General features: G+C 42.6%; 23 protein-coding genes. 13 read left to right on the forward strand and 10 right to left on the reverse strand.

The window, feature by feature from the left end:
- Positions 1–5: 5 nt before the first annotated feature.
- The 4 genes from P1X15_RS18030 to P1X15_RS18045 are packed head-to-tail and all read right to left on the reverse strand — an operon-like array spanning position 6 to position 3,129.
- The gene (locus P1X15_RS18030) at positions 6–416 is read right to left on the reverse strand and encodes a putative toxin-antitoxin system toxin component, PIN family (protein ID WP_277339531.1); all 411 of its coding nucleotides are present in this window, start codon (positions 414–416) and stop codon (positions 6–8) included.
- Positions 413–643 carry a hypothetical protein gene (locus tag P1X15_RS18035; RefSeq protein ID WP_277339532.1) on the reverse strand — a complete coding sequence of 77 codons (231 nt, stop codon included), beginning with the start codon at positions 641–643 and terminating at the stop codon, positions 413–415. Before P1X15_RS18035 ends, P1X15_RS18030 begins: the two co-directional genes overlap by 4 nt.
- A 44-nt stretch (positions 644–687) precedes the next feature.
- Positions 688–2,181 carry a M28 family peptidase gene (locus tag P1X15_RS18040; RefSeq protein WP_277339533.1) on the reverse strand — a complete coding sequence of 498 codons (1,494 nt, stop codon included), beginning with the start codon at positions 2,179–2,181 and terminating at the stop codon, positions 688–690.
- A 12-nt stretch (positions 2,182–2,193) separates the two neighbouring features.
- Positions 2,194–3,129, reverse strand: coding sequence for a homoserine kinase (locus tag P1X15_RS18045; RefSeq protein WP_277339534.1), 936 nt, complete (start codon positions 3,127–3,129; stop codon positions 2,194–2,196).
- A gap of 95 nt (positions 3,130–3,224) precedes the next feature.
- Here P1X15_RS18045 and P1X15_RS18050 point away from each other — a divergent pair, with 95 nt between their 5' ends.
- The 5 genes from P1X15_RS18050 to P1X15_RS18070 all read left to right on the forward strand — a co-directional run bounded on the left by P1X15_RS18050 (position 3,225) and on the right by P1X15_RS18070 (position 6,819).
- Positions 3,225–3,650, forward strand: a complete 426-nt coding sequence (locus tag P1X15_RS18050; protein WP_277339535.1) for an AHH domain-containing protein — start codon at positions 3,225–3,227, stop codon at positions 3,648–3,650.
- Between the two features lie 10 nt (positions 3,651–3,660).
- Entirely contained in the window at positions 3,661–4,407 is a 747-nt protein-coding gene (locus P1X15_RS18055; protein WP_277339536.1) for a hypothetical protein, read from the forward strand.
- Positions 4,408–4,729: 322 nt separating this feature from the next.
- Entirely contained in the window at positions 4,730–5,140 is a 411-nt protein-coding gene (locus P1X15_RS18060; RefSeq protein ID WP_277339537.1) for a hypothetical protein, read from the forward strand.
- Between the two features lie 21 nt (positions 5,141–5,161).
- The gene (locus tag P1X15_RS18065; RefSeq protein ID WP_277339538.1) at positions 5,162–5,614 is read left to right on the forward strand and encodes a hypothetical protein; all 453 of its coding nucleotides are present in this window, start codon (positions 5,162–5,164) and stop codon (positions 5,612–5,614) included.
- Between the two features lie 95 nt (positions 5,615–5,709).
- Positions 5,710–6,819, forward strand: coding sequence for a two-component regulator propeller domain-containing protein (locus P1X15_RS18070; RefSeq protein WP_277339539.1), 1,110 nt, complete (start codon positions 5,710–5,712; stop codon positions 6,817–6,819).
- Between the two features lie 416 nt (positions 6,820–7,235).
- Here P1X15_RS18070 and P1X15_RS18075 read toward each other — a convergent pair whose 3' ends face one another.
- Positions 7,236–8,144 (reverse strand): alpha/beta hydrolase, encoded by a 909-nt coding sequence (locus P1X15_RS18075; protein WP_277339540.1) that lies wholly within the window; start codon positions 8,142–8,144, stop codon positions 7,236–7,238.
- A gap of 138 nt (positions 8,145–8,282) precedes the next feature.
- Between P1X15_RS18075 and folK the strand changes: the two genes are divergently transcribed.
- Together folK and P1X15_RS18085 are read left to right on the forward strand one after the other, a co-directional pair.
- The gene (gene folK / locus P1X15_RS18080; RefSeq protein ID WP_277339541.1) at positions 8,283–8,771 is read left to right on the forward strand and encodes a 2-amino-4-hydroxy-6-hydroxymethyldihydropteridine diphosphokinase; all 489 of its coding nucleotides are present in this window, start codon (positions 8,283–8,285) and stop codon (positions 8,769–8,771) included.
- Positions 8,772–8,891: 120 nt separating this feature from the next.
- Positions 8,892–10,265, forward strand: a complete 1,374-nt coding sequence (locus P1X15_RS18085) for an NAD(P)/FAD-dependent oxidoreductase (protein ID WP_277339542.1) — start codon at positions 8,892–8,894, stop codon at positions 10,263–10,265.
- On the opposite strand, the gene P1X15_RS18090 is transcribed toward P1X15_RS18085, so the two are convergent.
- The gene (locus tag P1X15_RS18090) at positions 10,262–11,803 is read right to left on the reverse strand and encodes a YifB family Mg chelatase-like AAA ATPase (RefSeq protein ID WP_277339543.1); all 1,542 of its coding nucleotides are present in this window, start codon (positions 11,801–11,803) and stop codon (positions 10,262–10,264) included. The genes P1X15_RS18085 and P1X15_RS18090 overlap by 4 nt on opposite strands.
- Positions 11,804–12,015: 212 nt before the next feature.
- On the opposite strand from P1X15_RS18090, the gene P1X15_RS18095 reads away from it, so the two are divergent.
- From P1X15_RS18095 to P1X15_RS18110, 4 genes are all read left to right on the forward strand, one after another.
- The gene (locus tag P1X15_RS18095; RefSeq protein WP_277339544.1) at positions 12,016–12,489 is read left to right on the forward strand and encodes a DUF4293 domain-containing protein; all 474 of its coding nucleotides are present in this window, start codon (positions 12,016–12,018) and stop codon (positions 12,487–12,489) included.
- A 334-nt stretch (positions 12,490–12,823) separates the two neighbouring features.
- Positions 12,824–15,064 (forward strand): DNA helicase RecQ, encoded by a 2,241-nt coding sequence (gene recQ / locus P1X15_RS18100; RefSeq protein ID WP_277339545.1) that lies wholly within the window; start codon positions 12,824–12,826, stop codon positions 15,062–15,064.
- Between the two features lie 91 nt (positions 15,065–15,155).
- Positions 15,156–16,445 carry a phosphoribosylamine--glycine ligase gene (purD, locus tag P1X15_RS18105; protein WP_277339546.1) on the forward strand — a complete coding sequence of 430 codons (1,290 nt, stop codon included), beginning with the start codon at positions 15,156–15,158 and terminating at the stop codon, positions 16,443–16,445.
- Positions 16,446–16,506: 61 nt separating this feature from the next.
- On the forward strand, positions 16,507–17,949 hold the full coding sequence (locus P1X15_RS18110) for a regulatory iron-sulfur-containing complex subunit RicT (RefSeq protein ID WP_277339547.1): 1,443 nt from the start codon (positions 16,507–16,509) through the stop codon (positions 17,947–17,949).
- A 57-nt stretch (positions 17,950–18,006) separates the two neighbouring features.
- On the opposite strand, the gene P1X15_RS18115 is transcribed toward P1X15_RS18110, so the two are convergent.
- The 3 genes from P1X15_RS18115 to P1X15_RS18125 all read right to left on the reverse strand — a co-directional run bounded on the left by P1X15_RS18115 (position 18,007) and on the right by P1X15_RS18125 (position 21,071).
- Positions 18,007–19,176 (reverse strand): serine hydrolase, encoded by a 1,170-nt coding sequence (locus tag P1X15_RS18115; protein WP_277339548.1) that lies wholly within the window; start codon positions 19,174–19,176, stop codon positions 18,007–18,009.
- Positions 19,177–19,194: 18 nt separating this feature from the next.
- The gene (locus tag P1X15_RS18120; RefSeq protein ID WP_277339549.1) at positions 19,195–19,794 is read right to left on the reverse strand and encodes a hypothetical protein; all 600 of its coding nucleotides are present in this window, start codon (positions 19,792–19,794) and stop codon (positions 19,195–19,197) included.
- Positions 19,795–19,874: 80 nt separating this feature from the next.
- Complete coding sequence (locus P1X15_RS18125) at positions 19,875–21,071, reverse strand: AraC family transcriptional regulator (RefSeq protein ID WP_277339550.1); 1,197 nt, start codon at positions 21,069–21,071, stop codon at positions 19,875–19,877.
- Between the two features lie 115 nt (positions 21,072–21,186).
- Here P1X15_RS18125 and P1X15_RS18130 point away from each other — a divergent pair, with 115 nt between their 5' ends.
- A complete protein-coding gene (locus tag P1X15_RS18130; protein WP_277339551.1) occupies positions 21,187–21,609 on the forward strand; it encodes a hypothetical protein in 423 nt (140 codons plus the stop codon).
- 21 nt (positions 21,610–21,630) lie between these two features.
- On the opposite strand, the gene P1X15_RS18135 is transcribed toward P1X15_RS18130, so the two are convergent.
- Positions 21,631–21,870 (reverse strand): helix-turn-helix domain-containing protein, encoded by a 240-nt coding sequence (locus tag P1X15_RS18135; protein ID WP_277339552.1) that lies wholly within the window; start codon positions 21,868–21,870, stop codon positions 21,631–21,633.
- 525 nt (positions 21,871–22,395) lie between these two features.
- On the opposite strand from P1X15_RS18135, the gene P1X15_RS18140 reads away from it, so the two are divergent.
- Positions 22,396–23,817, forward strand: coding sequence for a glycosyltransferase (locus tag P1X15_RS18140; protein ID WP_277339553.1), 1,422 nt, complete (start codon positions 22,396–22,398; stop codon positions 23,815–23,817).
- Positions 23,818–23,856 lie beyond the last annotated feature (39 nt).

Raw genomic sequence — 23,856 nt, forward strand, 5'->3', positions numbered from 1 at the left:
GGGCACTAAGCCCAATTTATTATTGTCTTAAATTCTTTTGGTTTTACAACTTTAAGATTTGGGAAACTGATTTCTTTAAAAATATTAAAATGACGGTCATAACTAACTAAACAATATGCATTTGTGGATATTGCTAAATCTGAAAACTTATTGTCATCAGGGTCCTCACTAATGAGATTCCAACGAAATGCAGGTTCTGCTAAAATCACATTAGGAGCTGCTGTTAAGATATTTACTACCAGATTTGCGGTCTCTACTGAGTAAAATTCAGCTAGTTTTTCATGATATTCATTTAAAATTTCAGTGCTAACAACCCATTCAAAAACTTCCATTTTGAAGGCATCATAAATAAACCTTTCGAAATTGCTTTTTTTGAGTGTGGCGCATAGCATATTGGTATCAATAACTACTCTCATTTTATAGTAGCAGTCCTTTGGTTTTGATTACGCAGTTTATCAAAGTCTTGGTCAGTAATGTTTTTCTCTTTGACTACTTTTTCAATTTCATCATCCAACTCCTCTGTCAAAAATCTAACTAGAGCTCGTTTAATTTTGAGCGTTTGCTCTTCAGTCATAGGTCGCGAAAACATCCTAAGGAGGCTGATTTGAATTTCATTCAGGGGAATATTTTCAACAGTTTTCATAAGTGCAAATTGTATTTTAAGCAAAAATAACAAAATTCACTTGTTTATTTTCCATACAATGCTTTGGCAGCGGGCTCATATTTGTCGCCTGCTACCCAATAAGGCGTAATGGGCTTATTGGCAATAAGGCGGGCCGCATAGGCGAAAGATTGACAAAACTTGAGCAAATAATCGAAATCTACCGACTCTGGATTGTCAGCGGCTTGGTGATAATATTGGGCAATTTCGCCGTCGAAGCTTTTGAAACCTGGCGCAAAATCAGGAGCTGGAATGCCCTTGGCTGCTAAATTGACATTGTCGGAGCGGTCAAAAAGGTTTTGTTCGGGAGCAGGGTCGGCAAAAACACCAAGTCCGAAAGCTTTACAAGCAGCTTCGATTTCGGTATTGCAGTTGGTACGATTGAGTCCAATCACCGATACTATCGAACGGTCGCCTACGCCTGCGCCATCGCTGTTGAGATTGAATACGCATTGTTTGAGAGGTACAAGCGGGTGCTCTGAATAGTATTTACTTCCCAAAAGACCAACCTCCTCGGCGGTATATCCTATCAAAAGAATTGAGCGTTTAGTAGGTTTTAGCGTGAGGGTTTTGGCGGCGGTAAGCATAGCTACCGTACCGAAGGCATTGTCGCGCGCACCGTTGAAAATACTATCGGCAGCGGTGTAGGTATTGCCACCCTTTTTACCCATGCCCACGTGATCGAAGTGAGCACTTACCACAATGTACTCATTTTTGAGTACGGGATCGGTACCTTCTATCAATCCTACCACATTGTAAGACATTACATTTTGCTGGGCGCGACCACTAGTGCGGAAAGTGGCCGAAGTCGCCCCATTTTTAAACAAATCCACGTACTTTTTTTGTTGGCCATTGACCCAAATGTGAGGCGTACCGCTAGCAGCAGTGCCTAAGCTCAGTTTTTCGTTGCCAAAATAGCGCGACGCAAAACCCCACGGAATTTGGGCTGTAAACAATTCAATCAACAATGCCGCTCCTTTTTCAGTGGCGAGCTTGCGTTTTTCGTTGGAGGCCGCAAATATCTCTTGGGGTGTTTTGGATTCGGGCGTGCCTACTTGTGCTACTACGATTTTGCCTTTGACGTCTTTGGTGTAGTCGGCTGCTTGGCCGTATCCTACAAATACTACATCGGCGCTAAAATCGACAGCATCACTACCCAAAATCACAAATTCTTTTCCTACGTTTAAGGTATCACCGTTGGCAATCAATACTCCTTCTTTTGCCATTTTCTGAAGTACAAACGGCACCGGCTGCAAATAATCAGCTTGTCCTGTCACTGGCTTGACACCTAAAAAGCGAAACTGCTCGGCTAGATAACGTGCCGCTACCAGATTGCCCTGCTCGCCCGTACGACGGCCTTGCAGCTCGTCGGAGGCCAGAAAACGCATGTTTAGTTCAACTTCGGCTTTTTGAATCTGTGATTCAGGGAGCTTTTTGATAGATTGGGCAGCAGCCGACAAACTCACACAAGCGGCGATAAGAGTGGTAGCAAGAAGTGATTTTGGGGAGTATTTCAACATGATGAAGTGATTTTAGGCAGTTTCAAGGATTTTTGGGCCTTGCTGATTGATTTGTGAAACATAGCTTTTGGTCGTAATGCCCACGCTTCCAAAGGCTTCGCTCATGGCTTGTGCCACTCTGCTGGCGGTTTCTTGCCCACGACTCAAGGCAAACATGGATGGCCCTGCTCCAGAAATGCTACATCCCAATGCGCCGCTGTTGAGGGCGGCTTGTTTTACGTGATCAAATTCGGGAATGAGAATAGAACGAACAGGCTCAATGATGACATCGACCATCGAACGACTCACCAAATCATAATCTTCTTGCATCAATCCCGCTATGAGCCCTGCTACGTTGCCCATTTGAGAAATGGTATTTTTGAGAGATACCTCATTGCGCAAGATATAACGGGCGTCTTTGGTATTGACCTCTACATCGGGATGAACAAGGGTACAATACAGCTCGTCGGGGACTTTGACTTTGAAAACATCCAAAGGGGCGTAGCTCCTAATCACCACAAAACCTCCCAAAAGTGCCGGGCCTACGTTGTCGGCATGGGCGGCACCACAAGCGATACGCTCGCCTTCCATGGCAAAAGGAAGGAGCTGAGTTTGGGTAAGTGGGCGACCAAAAAGCTCATTGATGGCAAAAATCCCTACCACCGAACTCGCCGAGCTTGAGCCCATTCCGCTACCAAGCGGCATGTTTTTGTGAAGAATCACCTCTACGCCTTGGGTAGCACCAATATGCTCCAAAAATTTGAGCATTACGACCGTTACGGCATTGCGCTCAGGCTCCCGTGGAAGGCGACCGTCGTCACCGATAATGTCTTTGATAATGACCCCGGGCTGGTCGAGTTTACGCAGCTCCACGATGTCGCCAGGTTGGTCAAGCGCAAAACCAAAAATATCAAACCCACAAGCTACGTTGGCCACGGTAGCTGGGGCAAAAGCTTTGATGTAATTCATTTGTCAATCAATCAGATGAGAAGGCGGAATGATAATTTGACAAAAGTACATAAAAACCCTAAAAAACAGAATGACTTCAAAAGCCGTGCTGTGAAATGCAGAATGATGTAAAAGTAGAGGGCGAAGCCGATACTAAAGGTTGGTCGGATATGACTTTCGTAAATACAAGCGAAGCTCACCATATTATACCAGAAAGTATTCTGGGAACAAATACACGCCTAGCTGTTCTTATAGAGTGGGATAAAGGAAAAATTTTTAATTTTATCGGTGGTGACAATGGCTTGATGATGCTCCCCGTCCATAATGGAATAGGGCATCATTCAAATTCTCCTACCTATGCAGGACAGATTGATAATAAGATAAATGCTATAATGGCCAAATACGATTTAAAAAAAGAAGATGATAAGGGAAAAGCGTTAGAAGCTATTAAGAAATTTGTCGAAAATGTAAAAAAAGAAATCGTGGACGATTGTATTGAAAAAAATCGATCTTTAAACACCCTATCTATTAAGTCACAATAACTATTCTCTCATGAAATATTACAAATTCTCAGCCGCTAGTTGGCAAACTAAAGGGAAGAAAAGACGAGCCCATCCTTATGCCCAAACCGCTCCCGGCTCAATTGCGGCCCATACCTATCGCACCGGAAGATTCCCTGTCACTAGTTGGCCTCAGTTTGCTATGTTTGACAATCCCCCTGTGTTTGACCATTTTATTTTAAGAGATGTATTGATGCGCAATTATAGATACAACTGGGATTTACTCGATTTATATTACTTATCGCAGGAATTGACTGCGGTTATTGGCTATTTGGTATCGCCAAAATTGAAAAGTATTATGGAAAAGTTTGCTATTTATCAACCTTGTCAGTTTTACTCGGCTAAATTATTGTATAAAAACAATTTTTTAGACTACTACCTTTTTCAATTAGGGAGTCACTTACCGATAGATTACGCCCGCAGTAAATACAAAGTAAGGTATGAAGACAATCAAAAAGAGCCTGTAGAAGAACCCGCAAGCATACATGTAGGTAGTGAGATTGGAATATTAGATAGAGCCTCTTTTTTTGTAAAAATGGATGAATGCAGGGAAAGTAATCAAGAATTGCTTTTTTTCGAAAAAGTAATCAACGAATTACCGGACTTGGCTATGCTTGATGGCGAGGTTATTATCAGTAGTCCAATGAAAGAAGCCTTAGAGGAAGCCAATATTTCGGGTATTTGGTATGAGGAGTTCGGTGGTTTTACCGTTCATTTTCTTCCTCCCCCAACTGTATGATAGCCTCAATCTGTAGTCTTTTTCTCAAAAGTAAAAAAGACGAATTTGGATTTTTGACACATGATGCAAATAGGTTTTAAAATCAGCTACTGCAAATAGGTCTGTGGGACATAGAACATGGTGTAGAATTATTATCCTTCTTCTAGTAAGTGTAAAAACCATAACAGCTTCATTATCAAGTTATATATATTCGATAAAAGTCGAATAACAAACTTTTACATTTCGTTTACATTCTTTTACGGGAAAAATTTAGAAGATTTTGTGGGTGAAAATACCTTTGTCAACATCAAAGAAGTAAACACCTATAAACAACTTAAAAAGAATGAAAACACTGAAACGAATGTGGTGCGTGGCGGGCTTTGTAGGCGCGTCATTGGTAGGGCAAGCGCAGACAAAATTTTCGAATTGTTCGGCGGTTTTTATAGACAACAGGGTGGTGGTTGATGACTATTCTCCCACGGGAAAGTGTTCGCTGACGCAAGACGTGCAGGGGACACTTTCGGTGGCCGAAGCGACCTACGAAAACAACCAATGGCACCAAACAGCAGCGATTGACTTCATGGTGGCGATTCGGGACAAAAACAGTAAAACGTTGACGATGTTCTCGAAGGAGGTGTACCAAAAAGTGGACATCAAAAACGTGCTTTCAAAGTGCAACAAAGGAGACGCAATCGTGCTATTGACGTTAAAAGACTCCTACGCACTCCCTCACAACGAAATCGTAATTCACTAACTATTAAATCTCTTCACAATCATGAAAACGCTATCATTTATTGGACTTGCTGCCCTCGGTATTCTCATTTGTGTAGCGGCAACTACCGCTGTTCCAACCGCCGATTCAGCTAATGACGCTAAAATGACCGTGGCTTTGTTGTTAGACGGCCAGCCATTAGACCAAGCAGGGTTATCAACCGTCAGCAGTGGTATTTTGACCGTAAATTTGTTAGAGTCAGAGTCAAAAATGCCATTCCGTATTTACCTAAAACGCGGTGACCAAAAACTGAGTTTTGGAGGACAAACCAACGGAAAAGAGCAATACGAAGCTGAAATTGGTTTTTTGGTGTCACGGGCACGTTTTGGTGACGCGTTGGTAGTAGAAACCGTAGGAAATGTGGCCGAAAATCAAAAGCCTAAAGTGGTATTTACCAAGTACCTTTTTCCCCTTATTTTTAAGAAAGTGACGGCTCAAAATGGCGATGGCTGTTAGGCATTGAAATGGCCTACCCTAGGGTCTGACGGTAGTCAGACCCCTCAACTTCAGCAAATACTCAGTAGAAACAGAAAGTTCTTAACCAAAGGAAAATGACAAAACATGAAGTTCGGTGCCTTCTTTATTTTTTGTTTGTTATAAGCTTCTTGACAAGTTTTTGCAGCGGACAAGAGAAAAAGCAAAAGGATAGCCCCAAAATCATAAAGAACTTTAAGTCCGTGGGGTTGGCACCCGATTTTGACACGACCTTGGTCAGCCAATACATCCGAAGTATTTTTCAGGATTCAAAAGGGAATTTGTGGTTTGGTACCATAGGTGAAGGCGTCGTGAGGTACGATGAAAAAACCTTGACCTATTTTTCTAATCCCGACGGATTTTATAACCAAACCGTTTATGCCATCACTGAAGATAAAGAAGGCAATATGTGGTTTGGTACCGACCAAGGGGTGTATAGGTATGATCCCAGACGGGCGGTCGGAAAAACCTTTCGGAATTACAACCAAAAAGATGGCCTAAACCACGTTGATATTACTCGAAAAGGCATTCTTGTTGACAAATCGGGCACGGTTTGGGTAGGTACACACGGCGGCGTTTACCGATATGACCCTGTGGCCGATAGCGAAGGCCGAAAAAGTTTTTCCCTATTTAAAGAACTTCCTCCTATCAATGTGGCAGGCATCATGGAAGACAAAATCGGTAACATCTGGTTTGCGTCTTCTAATCAGGGGGTCTTTCGTTATGACCCTAAGCAGAAAGGTGATAACGCCATTACTCATGTAGCCGAAAAAGAACAATTGGGCGAGAACTACGCGGGAGGAATTGCCCAAGATAAAGCGGGCAATATGTGGTTTACCATGAAAAATGGCATTTGCAAATATGATCCCAAACAGACAGTGGGGCAAAGATTTACCGAATATACTCCAAAAGACGGCTTAGGCGGAACGGAGTTTTGGGGAATCATTATTGAACAATCGGGTATCATTTGGATTACCGCCCGAGGCAGCACGACGAGGTTTGACCCTTCCCTTCCTTTACCAAATCCAAAAGCTTTCACCGTTTTTACCCCTGTCGACGGCCTAAACTGTTGTGTTCAAAGCATGTTTCAGGATAAGTCAGGAAACATGTGGTGGGGAACAGGGCAAGGACTCTATCGCTTTGATGGCAAACGCTTTTATCAAGTGAAAAAGAACGGTCTTTGGTAGGATTTTACCTACTTATGAGTTTTGTCTACTAAAACGGTTTGAGGAGAAAGTCAATCTTGCGCTTCGTTGCACGGGGTATCGCCTTTTATTGGCAAGTGGCGATTCCACGTCTCGCATTACCGTGGTCAAAAAACAGCGGAGGTTACCTAATATATTACAACTAGTTACCGTCGTTGTTGCAAGAGCCTTTTAATCTTCATGGTGTCAAAATCAACTACGACGTAGCGGTCATAGACTGCCAAACCAACGAACTGCAATTGGGATATAATTTTATACCCTTAACAAGTACCACGACCTGACCTATCGCGAGGCCAAATTGCTCCATTTGTTTGTTGAAAATCAGAATCAACTCCTTGAACGTAAGTTTATTCTCAAAAGCGACCTGCAAATTATAACCCAGAATTATTCCTGGGTCTCTAAGGCGTAAATCCTGCCGTTTTCATCCAGTGTAAGCAGCGACCAAACCATTCGTCAAAAGCAGGGACTTTGAGATAGCCATGTTCGCCTTTCGAATAAATATGCAACTCACTCATTACCTTATTTTTTTGTAAAGCTTCATAAAAAAGCAAACTATTGGCTACAGGTACCACCGTATCGTCGCTGGCATGGGTAATGAAAGCCGGAGGCGTAGAAGGAGTGACTTGGGTTTCGTTAGAATAAAGTTTGATTTGCTCAGCCGAAGCGTCTTTTCCCAAGAGATTGGCACCAGAGCCTTTGTGACCGATGCCTTCCATAAAACTAATAACCGGATACACCAAAATCATGAAATCAGGACGTAGGCTAGTGCCTTCTGGATTGGGAAGAATCGTACGCCCGAAATGCGTCCCCGTCGTAGAAGCCAAATGCCCCCCTGCCGAAAAGCCCATAATGCCGATTTTTTGGGGATTAATGTTCCACTCATTGGCACGCTGACGGATTGTCTTGATAGCTTGCTGCGCATCTTGCAATGGCCCTATAGAAGGGTCAATCATGGTTTTGGGGCTAGGAAGGCGGTATTTGAGTACAAATGCCGCAATGCCTTGTTTTACAAATGCCTCGGCCACATCATATCCTTCTCTTTTGATGACGAGTACTCCATAGCCTCCCCCTGGACAAATAATCACCGCTGCGCCCGTAGCTTTTTCTTTAGGGGGCAAAAAAACGCTAAGCGTAGGTATTGCTACTTTAGATACTACCTGGTTGGGCGTTTTTGCTTCTTCGTTGGGAGCGTTGGTGGCGTTGGGAATAGCGGCGTTGTACAAAGGCATTTCTTGCTGTGCCACACAGCCAAGACTCCAAACAAATATTGTCAAAAAAAGAAAGATACTTCTATGAGATGTCATCATTGAGAGATATTTACTGTTTTTTTGAAAAAGCACCTAAGGCTCTTTTTCTGCTTATATTCTATCAAAAAAGTAAAAAAGACTTTATTTGTTTTTGAAGGTCGAAAACAGAATTATTAATAGTTTGCCTACCTTTGCGGGATGAATCAAAATCCCGTTTTTATATTATTGGGAGCCAATTTAGGAGACCGAAAGGGGACATTAGCACAAGCAAGGCGTTTGATCTCAGAGCAACTAGCCACTCAGATTGTCGCCTCATCTTTGTACGAAACAGCTCCTTGGGGTGTGACTGACCAACCCGCTTTTCTGAATCAAGTATTGAAAATAGAAACCCACCTTTCGGCACAAGAATTGTTGGAAAATACACTTAGTATCGAAAAAAAACTAGGTAGAGAACGGCGGCTTCGCTGGGGGGCAAGGGTCATAGATATTGATATTTTGTATTATGATGATCTGATTTCAGAGACAGAGACCTTGTCATTGCCTCATCCGCGTTTGCATGAGCGTCGGTTTACGCTTGTGCCTTTGGTAGAAATAGCTCCCAGTTTTGTTCATCCAGTTTTGAAAAAAACAAACCAAGAATTGTTGGAGGCTTGTACTGATGATAGCTCCGTAAACGTTTGTGAATAGAGATTTAGACTTTGGAAAAAGCTAAGTAGAAAGGTTATCCAATCCCTTAAAGAGGAATTTTTGGAGAAATTGACTGGATATTATTTTTTAACCCCGTTGTGGTTTAGCACTTAGAAAGTTATGCAACGTCGCGATTTTATCAAAAATACGCTCATTACAACTGGAGCAGTGGCACTGGGAAGCTGTCAAGACAAAATCCCTGATGCCAACCGCAAATATGAAGGGCAAATCGCCATAATTGGTGCAGGAGCGGCTGGATTGTATGCGGGGCAGTTGTTGGAAGAACAAGAAGCTAAATACACTATTTATGAAGCTTCCGACCAAATCGGCGGGCGAATCAGGTCACTGAAAGGTTTGGCAGATTTTGACCTTGAGCTTGGCGCAGAAGAAATCTACGGTTCTCCTTCGCAGTGGTATGATTGGGTAAAAGCAGCAGGAGCTACGCTGATTAAAAGTGATAGTGCCAATGATTTTTATCAAATAGGTTCTCAAATTCAGAATGAAGAACAACTGAAAACAAATACTAATTTTCAGGCGGCTATCTCCCTTGTAAGACAGGCTCTTAGCTATACAGGAGATGATATGACGTTGCTTCAATTTCTCAATGCTCGCTCGGTGCCCTCCGATGTACGATATGTGGTTGAATCCATTTTGGCTAACAAATATGGTACTTCTGCCGGTCGATTGAGCGTAAAGTCGATGGCCGAGCAATCAAATATCTGGAGTGCAGGTACCGATTTATATACCTCAACCAATCTTTCTTTAACGAATGTATTGACCGAAAAATTTAAGAATATACTTCCCAAAGTAATCTTAAATATGCCCATTCGGCGCATTGATTATAGCAACGAGCGAATCATGCTAGAAGACAGTCAAGCACAACGCCGATTTGTGGATAAAGTAATCATTACTGTTCCGCTAAGTATTTTACAGTCAGGAGATTTGCAACTTACCCCCGCTTTGCCCGAAACTCATACTAATGCCCTCAAAAACATCGGTATGGGAGCAGGAATGAAAGTGACGTTGATATTCAACAAGCGTTTTTGGGATGCCAATGCGAGCATGATTTATACAGCAGGAGTGGTGCCGCAGTTTAAGGTAAATTCGTATGGACGAGAGGGTAAATCTTTTGTATTGACAGCTACCATAATGGGCGAAAAAGCTGAGTTTTTGAGTACCCAATCGGCAACCGTCTTAGTACAGGCCATTCTCAAAGACTTGGATACGCTGTATGGTAAAGGAGCTGCTACTACTGCTTTGACCAACGTTCGCATTACTGATTGGACAAAAGAGCCTTATATCAAAGGGGCTTTTTCGTATCCTTTGGTTGGCGGCGGAGGCTTATTGACGCGGCAAGTCCTTTCTCAACCCGTAAAACGAAGGATATATTTTGCGGGCGAAGCTACTCACTATGGAGGCCATAGCGGGACTGTCCATGGCGCTATCGAATCAAGCCGTAGAGCCGTGGATGAGTTGTTGAGAGATGTGAGTTAGCCCGCCCAGTTTTCTCTATCCAAACTTCGGTACTGAATCGCCTCGGCTAGGTGCTCTATTTTAATATCGGGACTGGCGGCGAGGTCGGCGATAGTACGGGCTACTTTTAAGATACGGTCATAGGCACGTGCCGAAAGCCCGAGGCGTTCCATTGCTGTTTTTAGCAGAACTTTACCCGCAGGATTGATGTCACAAATCTCCTTTACCATCTGCGAAGGCATCATGGCATTACAATAAATCCCCGGATTTGATTTGAATCTTTCGGTCTGAATTTCGCGTGCTTTCATTACCCTTTCTCTAATAGCTACGCTACTTTCGGTTTTGCGAGTAGAGGCAATTTGGTCAAACGAAACGGGCGTTACTTCTACGTGCAGATCGATGCGGTCGAGGAGGGGGCCGCTGATTTTATTGAGATATCGCTGCACTGTACCCGGCGGACACACGCACTCTTTTTCGGGATGATTATAATACCCACAGGGGCAAGGGTTCATACTGGCAATGAGCATAAAATTGGCAGGGAATTCAATCGCCCATTTAGTGCGCGAAATTGTGACGCGACGCTCTTCTAAGGGTTGGCGCATTACTTCCAAAACAGTACGTTTGAATTCGGGTAGTTCGTCCAAAAACAATACGCCATTATGAGCCAAAGAGATTTCGCCAGGTTGTGGAAAAGTACCGCCACCTACCAAGGCGGCATCGCTTACCGTATGGTGAGGTGCCCGAAACGGGCGACGTGATATAAGAGCAGCCTTGGAGCCGAGCTTCCCGGCTACTGAATGGATTTTGGTAGTTTCGAGCGCTTCTTGAAGCGTAAGCGGCGGAAGAATGGAAGGCAAACGCTTGGCGAGCATGGTTTTTCCTGCACCAGGAGGCCCAATCATGATTACATTGTGCCCACCCGAAGCGGCGATTTCGAGCGCACGTTTGATGTTTTCTTGTCCTTGGACATGCTCAAAATCAGCTTCGTAGTCGTTGATAGTGCTAAAAAAAATATCACGCGTATCAATCGTAAGAGGCGTGATATCATGGGTGCCTTCAAAAAAATCGATGGCTTCTTTGAGCGTTTCGACAGGGATGACGTCGATGTTGTTGACAATAGCGGCTTCTTGCGCATTGGCTGCGGGCAACACAAATCCCTTATAGCCGAGCTTTCGGGCTTCGATAGCAATAGGAAGCACGCCTTTGATAGGTCTCAATTTCCCGTCAAGCGAAAGCTCGCCCATTATGATATATTCTTCCAATTTCTTTTGGGTGGATAGTTGCTCGGAGGCTTCTAAGACACACAAGGCGATGGCCAAATCATAAGCAGAACCTTCTTTGCGAATATCGGCTGGGGCAAGATTGACTACCACTTTTTGGCGTGGCATACGGTAATTAAAATACTTTAGGGAAGCTTCCACCCGCTGTTCACTTTCCTTGACGGCACTATCAGGTAGACCAACCATAAAAAAACGCATACCTTGTCCTACTGCCACTTCAATCGTAATAATAGTGGCATTGACACCATATACTGCACTACCAAAAGTTTTTGAAAGCATACTGATATATCAATTAGAAATCTTACTTAGTTTCGCAAAAATAGAGTAAATCCATTAAATTAATTCACTAGAGCCAAACCGTTTGTGGGGTAAGGCTCTTAAAATCTTCCCATAAAAGTGTATTCCAAAATCTGCTTCAAATGTTTACCTTTGTCGTCATTTTCTAAAATCAGAACCACATTCAATAATTCAAGAAATATCACTAAAACCTTATGTTACAGCGTATTCAGACACTTTTTTTGGCGATAGTCGTAGTGGGTATGGTTGGTATGATTTCACTCCCGATTTGGGAGAAAGTCGCCGTTGACGCCACTCAGTCAGTCCAACTTACCGCCCTTAGGCTTACCCATACCACCGGCAATAGTTCAATGATTACCCCCACTTGGTACCTAGCATTGTTAGGGGCACTCATTGCGGGGGTGGCATTATTTGCCATTTTTCAATACAAAAACCGTCTTCTTCAATCAGGATTGTGTGCTGTCAATTCAATCCTTATGACGATTATTATGGGTTTAGTAATGTATTTTATCTTTGGAAAAGCAAAAAATCTTTTTGGTGTATCGGCTTCAGGCGATTTTAGTTTTGGGTTTTACTCGCTTATAGTGGCCATGCTCGCCAACGTTTTAGCCAATCGTTTTATCCGCCGCGACGAAAAATTTGTGCGTTCGCAAGATAGAATGAGATAAATAAAATGGGATTTAACGAGATTTTTTAGCTCTCTATTTCTATTTGTTTTTCTGCTTTTATTTTGTCTCAATGTTTTGTTTATCAGGGTGTTTGGCGTATAATAAACACCCTCATTGAAAAAAAATGTTTTTTTTGATGATAAAAATTTGTTGTGTCAGTTTTGATAATTTTTACTAATTTCAAAGTTAGTTATGACTATTGACACTGATTCATTGGATTGGGAAAACGAATAGCCCCTAACTTGCATTTTTTTACTTTTTAACTCACTAAAAAAAATCTATACAATATCCTGTAAAACAGGTAGTTATAGGCTTAAAATTATAAGTCACGAGGATGATTCAGGTAGATACAGGCGTACAACAAACGCTTAAAGAAAGGCTAAAGGAAGTTTTTGGTTACAGTCAGTTTAGAGGAGAGCAGGAGGCTATCATCAATAGCGTCATGAGTGGTCATAATACTTTCGTGATTATGCCTACAGGTGCCGGGAAGTCTCTATGCTATCAGTTGCCAGCGATTACAAGCGAAGGCGTTGCAATTGTGATTTCGCCGTTGATAGCTTTGATGAAAAATCAAGTAGATCAACTAAATGCTTTTGGGATAAATGCCCAATTTCTTAACTCTACGCTCAATAAAGCAGAAATAAACAAAGTCAAAAAGGATGCGCTAGACAGTACCCTAAAGTTGCTATACATTGCACCCGAATCCCTGACTAAAGAAGAAAACTTGGATTTTTTACAGAAAACCAACATCTCTTTTGTGGCAGTGGATGAGGCGCACTGTATCTCCGAATGGGGCCATGATTTTCGTCCAGAGTACCGCCGTATTCGGGGTATTATTGACAATATTAACCCCAATCTGCCTTTAATTGCACTTACTGCTACGGCAACGCCCAAAGTACAACAAGATATAGTGAAAAACTTGCGGATGGAAGAAGCAGACTTGTTTAAGTCTTCTTTCAATCGTAAGAATCTATATTATGAAGTTCGTCCAAAGTTGGGGGATGTTAATAAGCAGCTTATTAAATACATCAAAAACAATAAAGGTAAATCGGGTATCATTTATTGCTTGAGCCGTAAAACGGTGGAGGAAGTGGCAAACTTGCTCAATGTCAATGATATAAAGGCATTGCCTTATCATGCTGGCTTGGATTCTACTACCCGCATGAACAACCAAGATGCGTTTTTGAACGAAGAAGCAGATGTAATCGTGGCTACGATTGCGTTTGGTATGGGAATCGACAAACCCGATGTGCGGTTTGTGATTCACTATGATGCGCCCAAGTCTCTCGAAGGATATTATCAAGAAACGGGCCGAGCAGGTAGAGACGGATTGGAAGGGAATTGTGTGATGTTTTATAGTATTGACGACATTCAAAAATTAGAAAAGTTCAATAAGGATAAGTCTGTTACTGAACGTGACAATGCCCGACATTTGCTCAGTGAAATGGTAGCTTACTCCAATTTGGGAGCTTGCCGCCGCCGTCAATTGTTGAGCTACTTTGGCGAATACATGGAGAAAGATTGTGGTTTTTGTGACAACTGTCTCAAACCTACCTCTAAAATCAAAGTACAAGATGAAGCGGTGCTGGTATTGAGAGCTATCAAACAAACCGACCAGCGTTTTGATGGAGATCACATTGCAGATTTGATTACGGCCACCGACAATATATATGTGACTAGCTACGAACACAACAAGCTAGATGTATACGGACTAGGGAAATATAAAGATGAAGAGGAGGGTGAAGAGTATGGCGTGGAGTATTGGCGTTCGTTGATTCGTCAGTTGGTGATTTTTGGCTATCTTCTCAAAGATTCTGAAAATTATGGCGTCTTGAAAATGAGCGAGAAAGGCTTAAAGTACATTGATGACCCATACCCAATCACCATATCAAAAGACCATACTTTCGACGAAAACGAAATACAAAAAGCCAGCGAAGACGAAGATGTGGCAGAGCTAGCTCCTTCGGGTGGCGGCAATGCTTACGACGACGCCTTACTGGGACTGCTCAAAGCACTTCGTAAAAAAATTGCGAAAGATAAAAACCTTCCGCCTTACGTAATCTTCCAAGATCCTTCTTTGGAAGAAATGGCAACTACCTACCCGACTACTACCCAAGAAATGGCCCAAATCAATGGTGTGGGCATGGGAAAAGTGCAGAAATTTGGACGGCCATTTATTGATTTAATTACGAAGTACGTTGAAGAAAACGAAATTGAAACGGCTAAAGACGTAGTCGTAAAATCGGCTGCCAATAAGTCAAAAGTTAAGATATTTATTATTCAACAGATTGACCGTAAAGTAGATTTAGATGAAATTGCCGAAGCCAAAGGGCTCGGTATGGATGAGTTGATAGAGGAGATAGAACACATCTGCTATTCTGGCACCAAATTGAATTTAGATTATTACATCAATCAAATAATGGATCGCGACCGTCAACATGATATATATGACTATTTCATGACGGCCGAAACAGATAGCATCAAGGTCGCCTTGGATGAATTGGCGAGCGAAGATGTCACAGAAGACGAACTTAGACTGATGCGTATCAAATTTTTGTCAGAAGTAGCAAACTAAGTAGAAAGTGGAAAGTTTGAAGTGAAAAACTCTAATTATTTTTTATTGTGAATCACTCAAAACGCTCAACTTGACACTTTACATCAAAAAGATGAATATTCTAATCCTCGGGTCGGGCGGGCGAGAGCACGCTTTTGCTTGGAAAATAGCCCAAAGCCCCCACTGTGATGAACTCTATGTAGCCCCTGGTAACGCCGGGACGGCTCAAGTTGCCACCAATTTGCCGATTAGTTATAATGACTTTGAAGCAGTGGCGAAGGCGATTGTCGCTCACAAAATTAAATTAGTAATCGTGGGGCCGGAAGAACCCCTCGTCAACGGAATCGTCAATTTTTTGAAAGCTCGTCCCGAACTAGCCCGTGTCAAAATTGTCGGCCCTGACCAATTAGGGGCACAGCTAGAAGGAAGTAAAGATTTCTCTAAAAACTTCATGCTTAAGTATGGCATTCCGACGGCTTCTTCGCGGACATTCACAGTCGAAAGTCTCGAAGAAGGACTTGCTTACTTAGACACTCATTCTTTGCCAGTAGTACTTAAAGCCGATGGATTGGCGGCCGGCAAAGGCGTGATTATTGCTGAAACTACGGCGGTCGCCAAAACCGCTCTCAACGATATGTTGGTAGAGGCTAAATTTGGAGCGGCTAGTAGTAAGGTGGTTATCGAGCAATTTTTGAGAGGTATTGAGCTTTCGGTATTTGTGCTTACTGACGGGCTCAATTATAAAATCTTGCCCGAAGCCAAAGACTACAAACGCATTGGAGAGCGTGATACCGGCCCCAATACAGGAGGTATGGGAGCCGTATCGCCAGTAGTCTTTGCGGATGAAAACTTCCTCAAAAAAGTAGAACAAAAAATTGTAAAACCTACTTTAAGAGGACTTCAAGAAGAAAAAATCCATTATGTAGGCTTTATATTTATTGGATTAATGAACGTCAAAGGCGAACCCTATGTGATAGAATACAATGCACGCATGGGTGACCCCGAAACGGAAGTAGTATTGCCTCGCATTCAGTCGGATTTGGTGACTTTGCTCTTGGCAGCGGCTGATCAAAAACTCATAGATAGCGATTTTGTAATATCAAATCAAACAGCCGTGACTACCGTCATCGTATCAGGAGGATATCCTGATGATTACGAAAAAGGCAAGAAAATTGCAGAGCTTGAAAGAATAGAAGATGTGACGGTGTTTCATGCTGGCACAACTACCAATGGCGATGGAGAGGTACTTACCAACGGAGGGCGAGTGCTGGCCTTAACCGCACTAGCCAACTCCCTCGAAGGAGCTGTAAATAAATCGCAAAAGGCGGCGGCTGCCGTTCAATTTGAGGGAAAATATTATCGTAAAGATATTGGTTTAGACTTGATTAGATACAACGATTAGTGGTTGGGAATGGTTAGGGAAAATCACTAACTGTTGACCACTATTCACTAACCATGAAACAATGAGCTGTAAATCGTGCTCAACTGGTGGTTGCGGAACGCGCGGACTGAACGGAAAAACCGCTGGTTGTAAAAATAACGGAGCCTGTTCTACAGGCGGTTGTAATAAGATGAACGTTTTCGACTGGCTAAGTGATATGGATATGCCATTCGGTAAACGATTTGATATAGTAGAAGTAAAATTTAAAGGAGGAAGAAAAGAATACTTTCGGAATGTCAATCAGTTAGATCTCCATACGGGCGATTATGTCGTTTGTGAAATGGCCTCAGGCTATCACATAGGAGCGGTGTCATTGCAAGGAGATTTGGTAAGGGTGCAGATGCTCAAGCGCAAAATCGCTGATGACGAAAACATCAAAAGTATTTATCGGGTTGCCACTTCCAGAGATTTGGAGAAGCACGAGCAGAGTATCGCTCGTGATCTTACTACCATGTATCGCGCACGCGAAATGGTGAAAGACCTGAAACTCAATATGAAACTCTCAGATGTGGAGTTTCAATCTGACAATACCAAAGCTACATTCTACTATTCTGCCGACGATCGTGTCGATTTTCGTGAATTGATTAAGGTATTGGCGGGTGAGTTCAAGGCCCGTATCGAAATGCGTCAAATCAGTCTTCGTCAAGAAGCCGGGCGCCTAGGCGGAATTGGTGCTTGTGGACGCGAGCTTTGCTGTTCTACTTGGCTTACAGAGTTTAAAAATATCACAACTTCTGCTGCTAGGTATCAAAATCTATCGCTTAATCCTACCAAGCTCTCGGGGCAATGTGGGCGTTTGAAGTGTTGCCTCAATTATGAGTTGGAAACCTACATCGATGCTCTGAAGGATATTCCACACGTGGATGCCCCCCTCAAAACCCAGAAAGGATTAGCTCATCTCCAAAAAACCGACATTTTTAAAAAAATAATGTGGTTTGGCTATGAAAACGACAGTACCACTTGGCATCCTATTACGCTTGAGCAGGTCAATAAAATTCTGAAATTAAACGCACAAGGTCAAAAACCTATTTCTCTTGACGTGCTTGATATTGAGGAGGTAGTGTTGGCAGTTCCTGCCATTGGAATTAATAGTGACTTGGCAAAAATGGATAAAAAATTCAGTAGCCGAGAACAAAGCCAAGGAGGAAATCGCAAAAACAAGAAGAAGAAAAGTGGCGGGAACAATCCTAATAACAGTGGGGGGAATCCCAACCCAAAAACAAATAATCCTGCTACACAAGTAGAGGGCAAAGCAAAAACAGAAGGTGGAAATTCTAACCCAAAAACAACTGCTCCTTCACAAGAGCCCAAAGCGAAGGCAGAAGGTGGAAATCCCAACCCAAAGACAAACCCTTCTTCTCCACAAGATACCAAAGCAAAAGTAGAAGGTGGAAATCCCAATCCATCTCCTAAAGGGAATCAGCAGCATCGGGGACGAAGAGAAAAGGGAGGAGATAAAAAATAACTTTTCTGAAACCTCGGCTACGTTTAGAACGTAGCCGAGGTTAAGGTTTAAAAAGCTTCAAAACGCCATTTTCAGCGTTTCTTTATCGTATAATACTTCATCCAACTTTTTGGAATAACTATTTAATAAAATAGCAATGCTCACTTTTTGGGCAGGAAAGTAATAGGCCACTCCGTTGAAGCAGTGCACATTTCCGCCGTGGCCGATTCCTTTTTTGCCATCAATATCCAGAAGAAAAAGGCCTAATCCGTAGTCTTTGATATAAGATAGATTTTCTGGAATATCGTCAATTTGGAGGTTTGTTGGGGTTTCCATCAGCGCAACTGAAGAAGGCTTGAGGAGTTGGTGAGTCTTAAGGGATTCCATAAAAATAGCTAAATCATAAGAATTAGATACCAATCCGCCATCGAGCATATCTTGACCACCTACGGCATAATAATCAAATTTTGTGAGGTCACGCATCATGCCATTGTTGAAAGAATCATAATATCCCCTTGAAAGGCTCGCAGGACGGGTAGAAGAAGCATAGGTATTTTGCAAGTGGAGGGGTTGAATGATTTTTTCGGTCACTACTTCATACGCACTTTTACCAGTAATGTTTTCAATAATCAAGGCCAAAATTAAGTAGTTGGTATTGGAATAACTCCACTGCGAACCTACCTCAAACAAAGCTTTTTTGTCAAAAATCGTTCGTAAATTTTCCTTAGCCGACTGGGCTTTTACCGACTGATTATGGATGTTGAGTACCCCACCGATGCCCAAATAATCTCTAATCCCCGACGTATGTTGCAGTAAGTGGCGAATAGTCGCTTTATCAAGATTGGAAATATGCTTAGTGTATTCGTCAGATAATAGGTATTTGCTGGCCAAATCATCGATGTGAAGTTTGCCTTCTTCTTGGAGTTTTAGGATAGTAGCGGCGCTAACGGTCTTGGATATACTTCCTATGCCAAGCGTATGGCAAGGGCTAAGATTGATATTATTTGGCAGGTCGGCTTTGCCGGCAGTAGTGCTCCAAATTCCCTCAGGGGTTTTGATAGTGATACTTACGCCCACAGCACCTGCTTGCATAAACTTATCGACGATACGTTGGTATTGAGCGGCGCGAGGATGGACTACATTAGCAAAGCTACAAGTAGCCTGCGGAATGGCTTTTTCAAGATTTTCTTGACATGCGGTAAGCAATAAAAATAAGATTGCTAGAGCTGATAGCTGAATGTTTTTCATGAGCTGTAGTAAGATGATTTAGGGGCGGAGATTGATTTTAAGACCTACACCCAAAAAAGTGTGAATTGAAAAAGGAATGATACGGTCGCCAAAAGGAGCCACCACCATGGTTTTGTAGTCGGTAGTAATGGCATAACGGTCAGAAAGTGAATACTCAAGTCCTAGACCTAATTTGATATTGGCTTGGGCTTTGCCGAAATGTGTAACACGTTGATATTCGCCATTTTTTAGTTCATATTTCTGTCCAGCCAATATGGCGTGTTTGTAACCCAGAGCCGTATGAAGATTGGTTTGGAGGCCAAAAGGTAAGCGATACCCTAATCGATAAGAAGCATCGAGCATGAGGGCATGTTCGAGAGATTGTTGGTAGTAATAATAAAAATCTACTCCCCACGCTTTTTGCCAATGCTTACCGGAGCGCACTCGTAAGTCGGTACCGACAGAAAAGGCTGGGTGAATAGGTAATTGGGTGAGTTTCCAAGAAGGCAGGCCGAGGGTTTCGTTGAAGAAAGAAACCCTTACGGTTTTTGGGGAAAATTGGGCGATTGTTTTTGGTCCATACAAGATAAAAACTACCAAAGACGCGCAACGAATGAGTTTTGTTTTGAAATGAATCATGAGCATTAAAGTTTGATTTCGCCACAAAAATCCCTTCAAATAACCTCCTATGCGCCCTTGCTTGTAAGATGAGACCTATTTTATGATATTTCCAGCGCCTGTTTCATAAATTCGGAAGGAGAAAGCTGAGTTGTTTTTTTAAAACAACGATTGAAAGACGATTTTGAATTAAAGCCACATTCATAGGCTAAAGCAAGAATTGTAAAACGTTTGTTTTCGGGTAAAATAGCCATTCTTTTAAATTCTGCTATTCGTAAATTATTGATGTAGTCATAAAAATGAACACCTTCTATGTCGTTGATGATTTGGGATAAATAATTGGGATGAATATCTAATTGACTAGCCAAATCAACGAGCGTTAGTTCGGGTTCTTTGAAAGTTTTTTGTTGCTCCATCAGGGCTGAGAGGCGTTTATGAAGCTCTTGAGCGCTTTCTTCATTAAGACCCGATTTGGCATATTTCTTTTTCTCAAGATTAGTTTCTTCATGAGATAATGGAACAACAAGCGGCGCATTTGACGCAATAGCCGCCGAATATTGATTCGTAAAAATTCCCACTTGTTTAATACCAAAATACCCCACACCTATTGCAAATACACTAGCCGAAGAAAATATCAACTGGTCGTCTTGATTTCCAATAATCAAAGCCCATATCAAGCCCATTGCATAAAAAAGAAACTGTAGCCAATGGAGGTTGATTTTATCTTGGTTAGAAAACTGATGTAGGATGCGTTTACGGTGTTTTTTGAGGAGCAAATTTGTACCTAAGACATAGAGAAGCCCCGAGCACGTGAGTAAGATATCGATGAGTTGGAGTTGGGTTTCAAAGCCTTTACCATTGTGTTTGAATACCTCAATCTTTTGGGCGGTGGTTAAAAACCAAAAAGGCAAATAGATACCAATGATTATGAGAGGTAAGACCAGGTGCCAAAGCCATTGTTTTTTTTGAAAATTTTCGGGGCGGGTCAGTGCTAGCGTATAGAGGTAGAGTAGAGGGCCATGCAAAAAAGGAAGGGGAAAGTTGATACCTAGGAAGATTGGATAATTATAGATAAATTGATCAATAAACCCATAATACGAAAATACATGAATGCCCACTACAATCATCCAAATACCCAAAATGAAGTCGGCAGTAGTGCGCCCTTTTTTGGTAAGGATGATAAGGGCTAGGAAGAAAGCTGTAAAAGTTCCGACGATATAAATCATAGCGTTTATCACTGTTTTATAGCTATGACAACTCACAAGCCCTAACCCCTGCCGACGTTCAAAACGTGACAACGTCGGCAGGGGTTAACGTCAGCACTAGCCCTAACCCTGCCGACGTTCAAACAACACGACAACGTCGGCAGGGGTTAACGTCAGCACTAGCCCTAACCCTGCCGACATTCCAAACGTGACAACGTCGGCAGGGGTTAACATCAGCACCAGCCCTAACCCTGCCGACGTTCAAAACGTGACAACGTCGGCAGGGGTTAACGTCAGCACCAGCCCTAACCCTGCCGACGTTCAAAACGTGACAACGTCGGCAGGGGTTAACGTCAGCACTAGCCCTAACCCTGCCGACATTCCAAACGTGACAACGTCGGCAGGGTTTAACATCAGCATTAGCCCTAACCCTGCCGACGTTCAAAACGTCCCAATGTCGGCAGGGTTTAACGTCAGCACTAGCCCTAACCCTGCCGACGTTCCAAATGTCCCAACGTCGGCAGGGTTGAACGTCAGCACTAGCCCTAACCCTGCCGACATTCCAAATGTCCCAACGTCGGCAGGGTTTAACATCAGCCTAACCCTAACCCTGCCGACGTTCAAAACGTGACAACGTCGGCAGGGTTCAAAGTCAACCCATTCCTAACCCTGCCGACGTTTTGAGCGTGGGCAGGGTTAAATATTTTATCAGCTCTTCTTTTTCAATTTCAAGTTTTTGAGCCAACGACCCAAGATGTTTGATTTTGGGAGTGTTGGTATCGCTTTCCCAATCGCAGTACGTACTTTGAGCTACATTGATAGACAGTGCTATCTCTTTTTGAGTAAGGCGTAGGTGAGTACGCCTATTTCGTAGAAATGTTCCTAATGTCATGCAAGCTTGAATGTTAAGTTTTAAATCATAAAATAAGCGTTTTGCATAACGTGTGAGCTAATATTCAATATCTAACGTAGAGTGTTGAGTAGAAAGTGAGAGAATCAATTTACGCTAAAAAACTATAAATTTTTTTTAGGTTTTACTACTAATATCTCAGATAGTAATTTGAGATAAACGGTTTTTGGACTGAATAAATATTTCTAATGTCATGAGCTGATAGAGTAATAAAGTGAAACAAATCCCCCTTGTTATTTAGGAGAGACCTAGTACTTAATTTTTTACCAACAATATGATTGGTGGTTTTAAACTCTTAACGACTCAAAGTAGGTATATTATAATATGTTAGCGGACAAACTAAAATACAAAGTATTGCATTTGCAATTTTTTTTTAAAAAACTTATTAAACGGTAAAAAGAAAAAAAATATCGGAAAAGCGATTGAGAATATCGGAAAACCGATATAATTTCTGAAAAAATTTATATTGGTTTGTGGCATACAATCCTAAGCCATCTAACCTCTCCGATGAAACCCCATTTACTTATTTTGCCCGCAAGTATCCGCAGCCATGTATTGCCATCGCTGTACGTGGCTGATAGGCTGTCGGAGGAGGAGGGGTATGAAGTATATTATGCTGTTACAAATGATGTATTGGCGGAGTTGGTCACTAAGAATGGCTATCAAGCTGTGAAAACCACGGGCTGGCGTGTAGGTTACGGCATGGAAGCCTCGTATTTAGCTGCTAAAAAGGAAAAGGTTTCGTACCGACGGCTGCTAAACGCTTACCGTACAAACGAGCTATATTGGGAACGAAAACGAGAATTGGATGCGCTGATTGAAGAGCTTCGTCCCACAACTATTTTGATAGATTTATTTGTTTGTACCGATTTTTGGGTATTATATCCACGCCGTTCAGAATTTAATATCGCCTTTTTTAATCCCATGCCCTCTACGTATCGGGTAGGAGAGTGGCCGATAGTGTCAAGCCCCGTAAATCCTCCCATGGGGGACTTAATACTCAGCGGAAGCAGCCACACGAGTCAGTCCAACGCCCAACAAGGGGAATTAAAGTTGGGGTGGAGAAAACGAAGGGACTTATTCCTTCAGTTTTTACGCAATCCCAGACAGGCATGGCTGCGTCAAGTGGTAGCCGGTCATCGCCAATTTTTGGAACAAATCGCTCCCTTTGCGCAAGATACGACTGTGACGCAGGTAGTTGCCAACGTGCCCGAATTGGTATTGGCGCCGTTGGAATTTGAATTTGCGCCTGAAATACGCAAACCAAATCAACATTATTTGGGGCTGTGTATGCGAGAGCATCGGCAAGACACTGAGCTTGACCCTGCTTTTGAAAAAGTGTGGGAATTAATTAAAGCTCAGAAAAAAAACGGAGAGCGCCTTGTTTATTGCAGTTTTGGTACCTTTTATGAAGGGGCTGACGCCATGCTGTTGCGTTTTGTGACTAACCTGCTAGAGGTGATTGCTGACTTACCGCAGGTACATTTGGTATGCTCGGTCAACAAATACGTCATAGAAACCCTCCGCGCCAGAAAGCTATTTACCAACTGTACCCACTTTTTTAGTCGCGTCCCGCAGCTGACAGTACTGGCCGAAGCCGACGTGTTTATCACTCATGCGGGATTTGGCTCTATCAAAGAAGCAATTTATTACGGAGTACCTATGCTGGCGTATCCCCTCGACCCTCACTACGACCAAAATGGCAACGCCGTCAAAATAGAGTATCATGGCTTGGGTCTACGCGGTGCTTTTGCGCACGAGCGACTTGGGGATTTGAAAAAGAAACTCGAACGATTGCTGGAAGAAAAAACATTTCACGAGAAAGTGAGGCAGTTTAGGGAAGTGATTGACGATGAATACAAGGAAGAGAAAATAAAAGAGACAGTGCAGAGCCTTCTTGTGGATAGGCATTCAGTCGTGTTAGCCTAAGATAGTTTAGACCCTTGCAGGGTGACAAAAATAGAAAGT

This window comes from Runella sp. MFBS21 (assembly GCF_029433105.1).
Classification (GTDB): Bacteria; Bacteroidota; Bacteroidia; order Cytophagales; family Spirosomataceae; genus Runella.

Excerpts from the sequence above, each read along its gene's own strand:
- P1X15_RS18030 (WP_277339531.1), bottom strand. The coding sequence starts at position 416 with ATGAGAGTAGTTATTGATACCAATATGCTATGCGCCACACTCAAAAAA.
- P1X15_RS18035 (WP_277339532.1), bottom strand. The coding sequence starts at position 643 with ATGAAAACTGTTGAAAATATTCCCCTGAATGAAATTCAAATCAGCCTC.
- P1X15_RS18040 (WP_277339533.1), bottom strand. The coding sequence starts at position 2,181 with ATGTTGAAATACTCCCCAAAATCACTTCTTGCTACCACTCTTATCGCC.
- P1X15_RS18045 (WP_277339534.1), bottom strand. The coding sequence starts at position 3,129 with ATGAATTACATCAAAGCTTTTGCCCCAGCTACCGTGGCCAACGTAGCT.
- P1X15_RS18050 (WP_277339535.1), top strand. The coding sequence starts at position 3,225 with ATGCAGAATGATGTAAAAGTAGAGGGCGAAGCCGATACTAAAGGTTGG.
- P1X15_RS18055 (WP_277339536.1), top strand. The coding sequence starts at position 3,661 with ATGAAATATTACAAATTCTCAGCCGCTAGTTGGCAAACTAAAGGGAAG.
- P1X15_RS18060 (WP_277339537.1), top strand. The coding sequence starts at position 4,730 with ATGAAAACACTGAAACGAATGTGGTGCGTGGCGGGCTTTGTAGGCGCG.
- P1X15_RS18065 (WP_277339538.1), top strand. The coding sequence starts at position 5,162 with ATGAAAACGCTATCATTTATTGGACTTGCTGCCCTCGGTATTCTCATT.
- P1X15_RS18070 (WP_277339539.1), top strand. The coding sequence starts at position 5,710 with ATGACAAAACATGAAGTTCGGTGCCTTCTTTATTTTTTGTTTGTTATA.
- P1X15_RS18075 (WP_277339540.1), bottom strand. The coding sequence starts at position 8,144 with ATGATGACATCTCATAGAAGTATCTTTCTTTTTTTGACAATATTTGTT.
- folK (WP_277339541.1), top strand. The coding sequence starts at position 8,283 with ATGAATCAAAATCCCGTTTTTATATTATTGGGAGCCAATTTAGGAGAC.
- P1X15_RS18085 (WP_277339542.1), top strand. The coding sequence starts at position 8,892 with ATGCAACGTCGCGATTTTATCAAAAATACGCTCATTACAACTGGAGCA.
- P1X15_RS18090 (WP_277339543.1), bottom strand. The coding sequence starts at position 11,803 with ATGCTTTCAAAAACTTTTGGTAGTGCAGTATATGGTGTCAATGCCACT.
- P1X15_RS18095 (WP_277339544.1), top strand. The coding sequence starts at position 12,016 with ATGTTACAGCGTATTCAGACACTTTTTTTGGCGATAGTCGTAGTGGGT.
- recQ (WP_277339545.1), top strand. The coding sequence starts at position 12,824 with ATGATTCAGGTAGATACAGGCGTACAACAAACGCTTAAAGAAAGGCTA.
- purD (WP_277339546.1), top strand. The coding sequence starts at position 15,156 with ATGAATATTCTAATCCTCGGGTCGGGCGGGCGAGAGCACGCTTTTGCT.
- P1X15_RS18110 (WP_277339547.1), top strand. The coding sequence starts at position 16,507 with ATGAGCTGTAAATCGTGCTCAACTGGTGGTTGCGGAACGCGCGGACTG.
- P1X15_RS18115 (WP_277339548.1), bottom strand. The coding sequence starts at position 19,176 with ATGAAAAACATTCAGCTATCAGCTCTAGCAATCTTATTTTTATTGCTT.
- P1X15_RS18120 (WP_277339549.1), bottom strand. The coding sequence starts at position 19,794 with ATGATTCATTTCAAAACAAAACTCATTCGTTGCGCGTCTTTGGTAGTT.
- P1X15_RS18135 (WP_277339552.1), bottom strand. The coding sequence starts at position 21,870 with ATGACATTAGGAACATTTCTACGAAATAGGCGTACTCACCTACGCCTT.
- P1X15_RS18140 (WP_277339553.1), top strand. The coding sequence starts at position 22,396 with ATGAAACCCCATTTACTTATTTTGCCCGCAAGTATCCGCAGCCATGTA.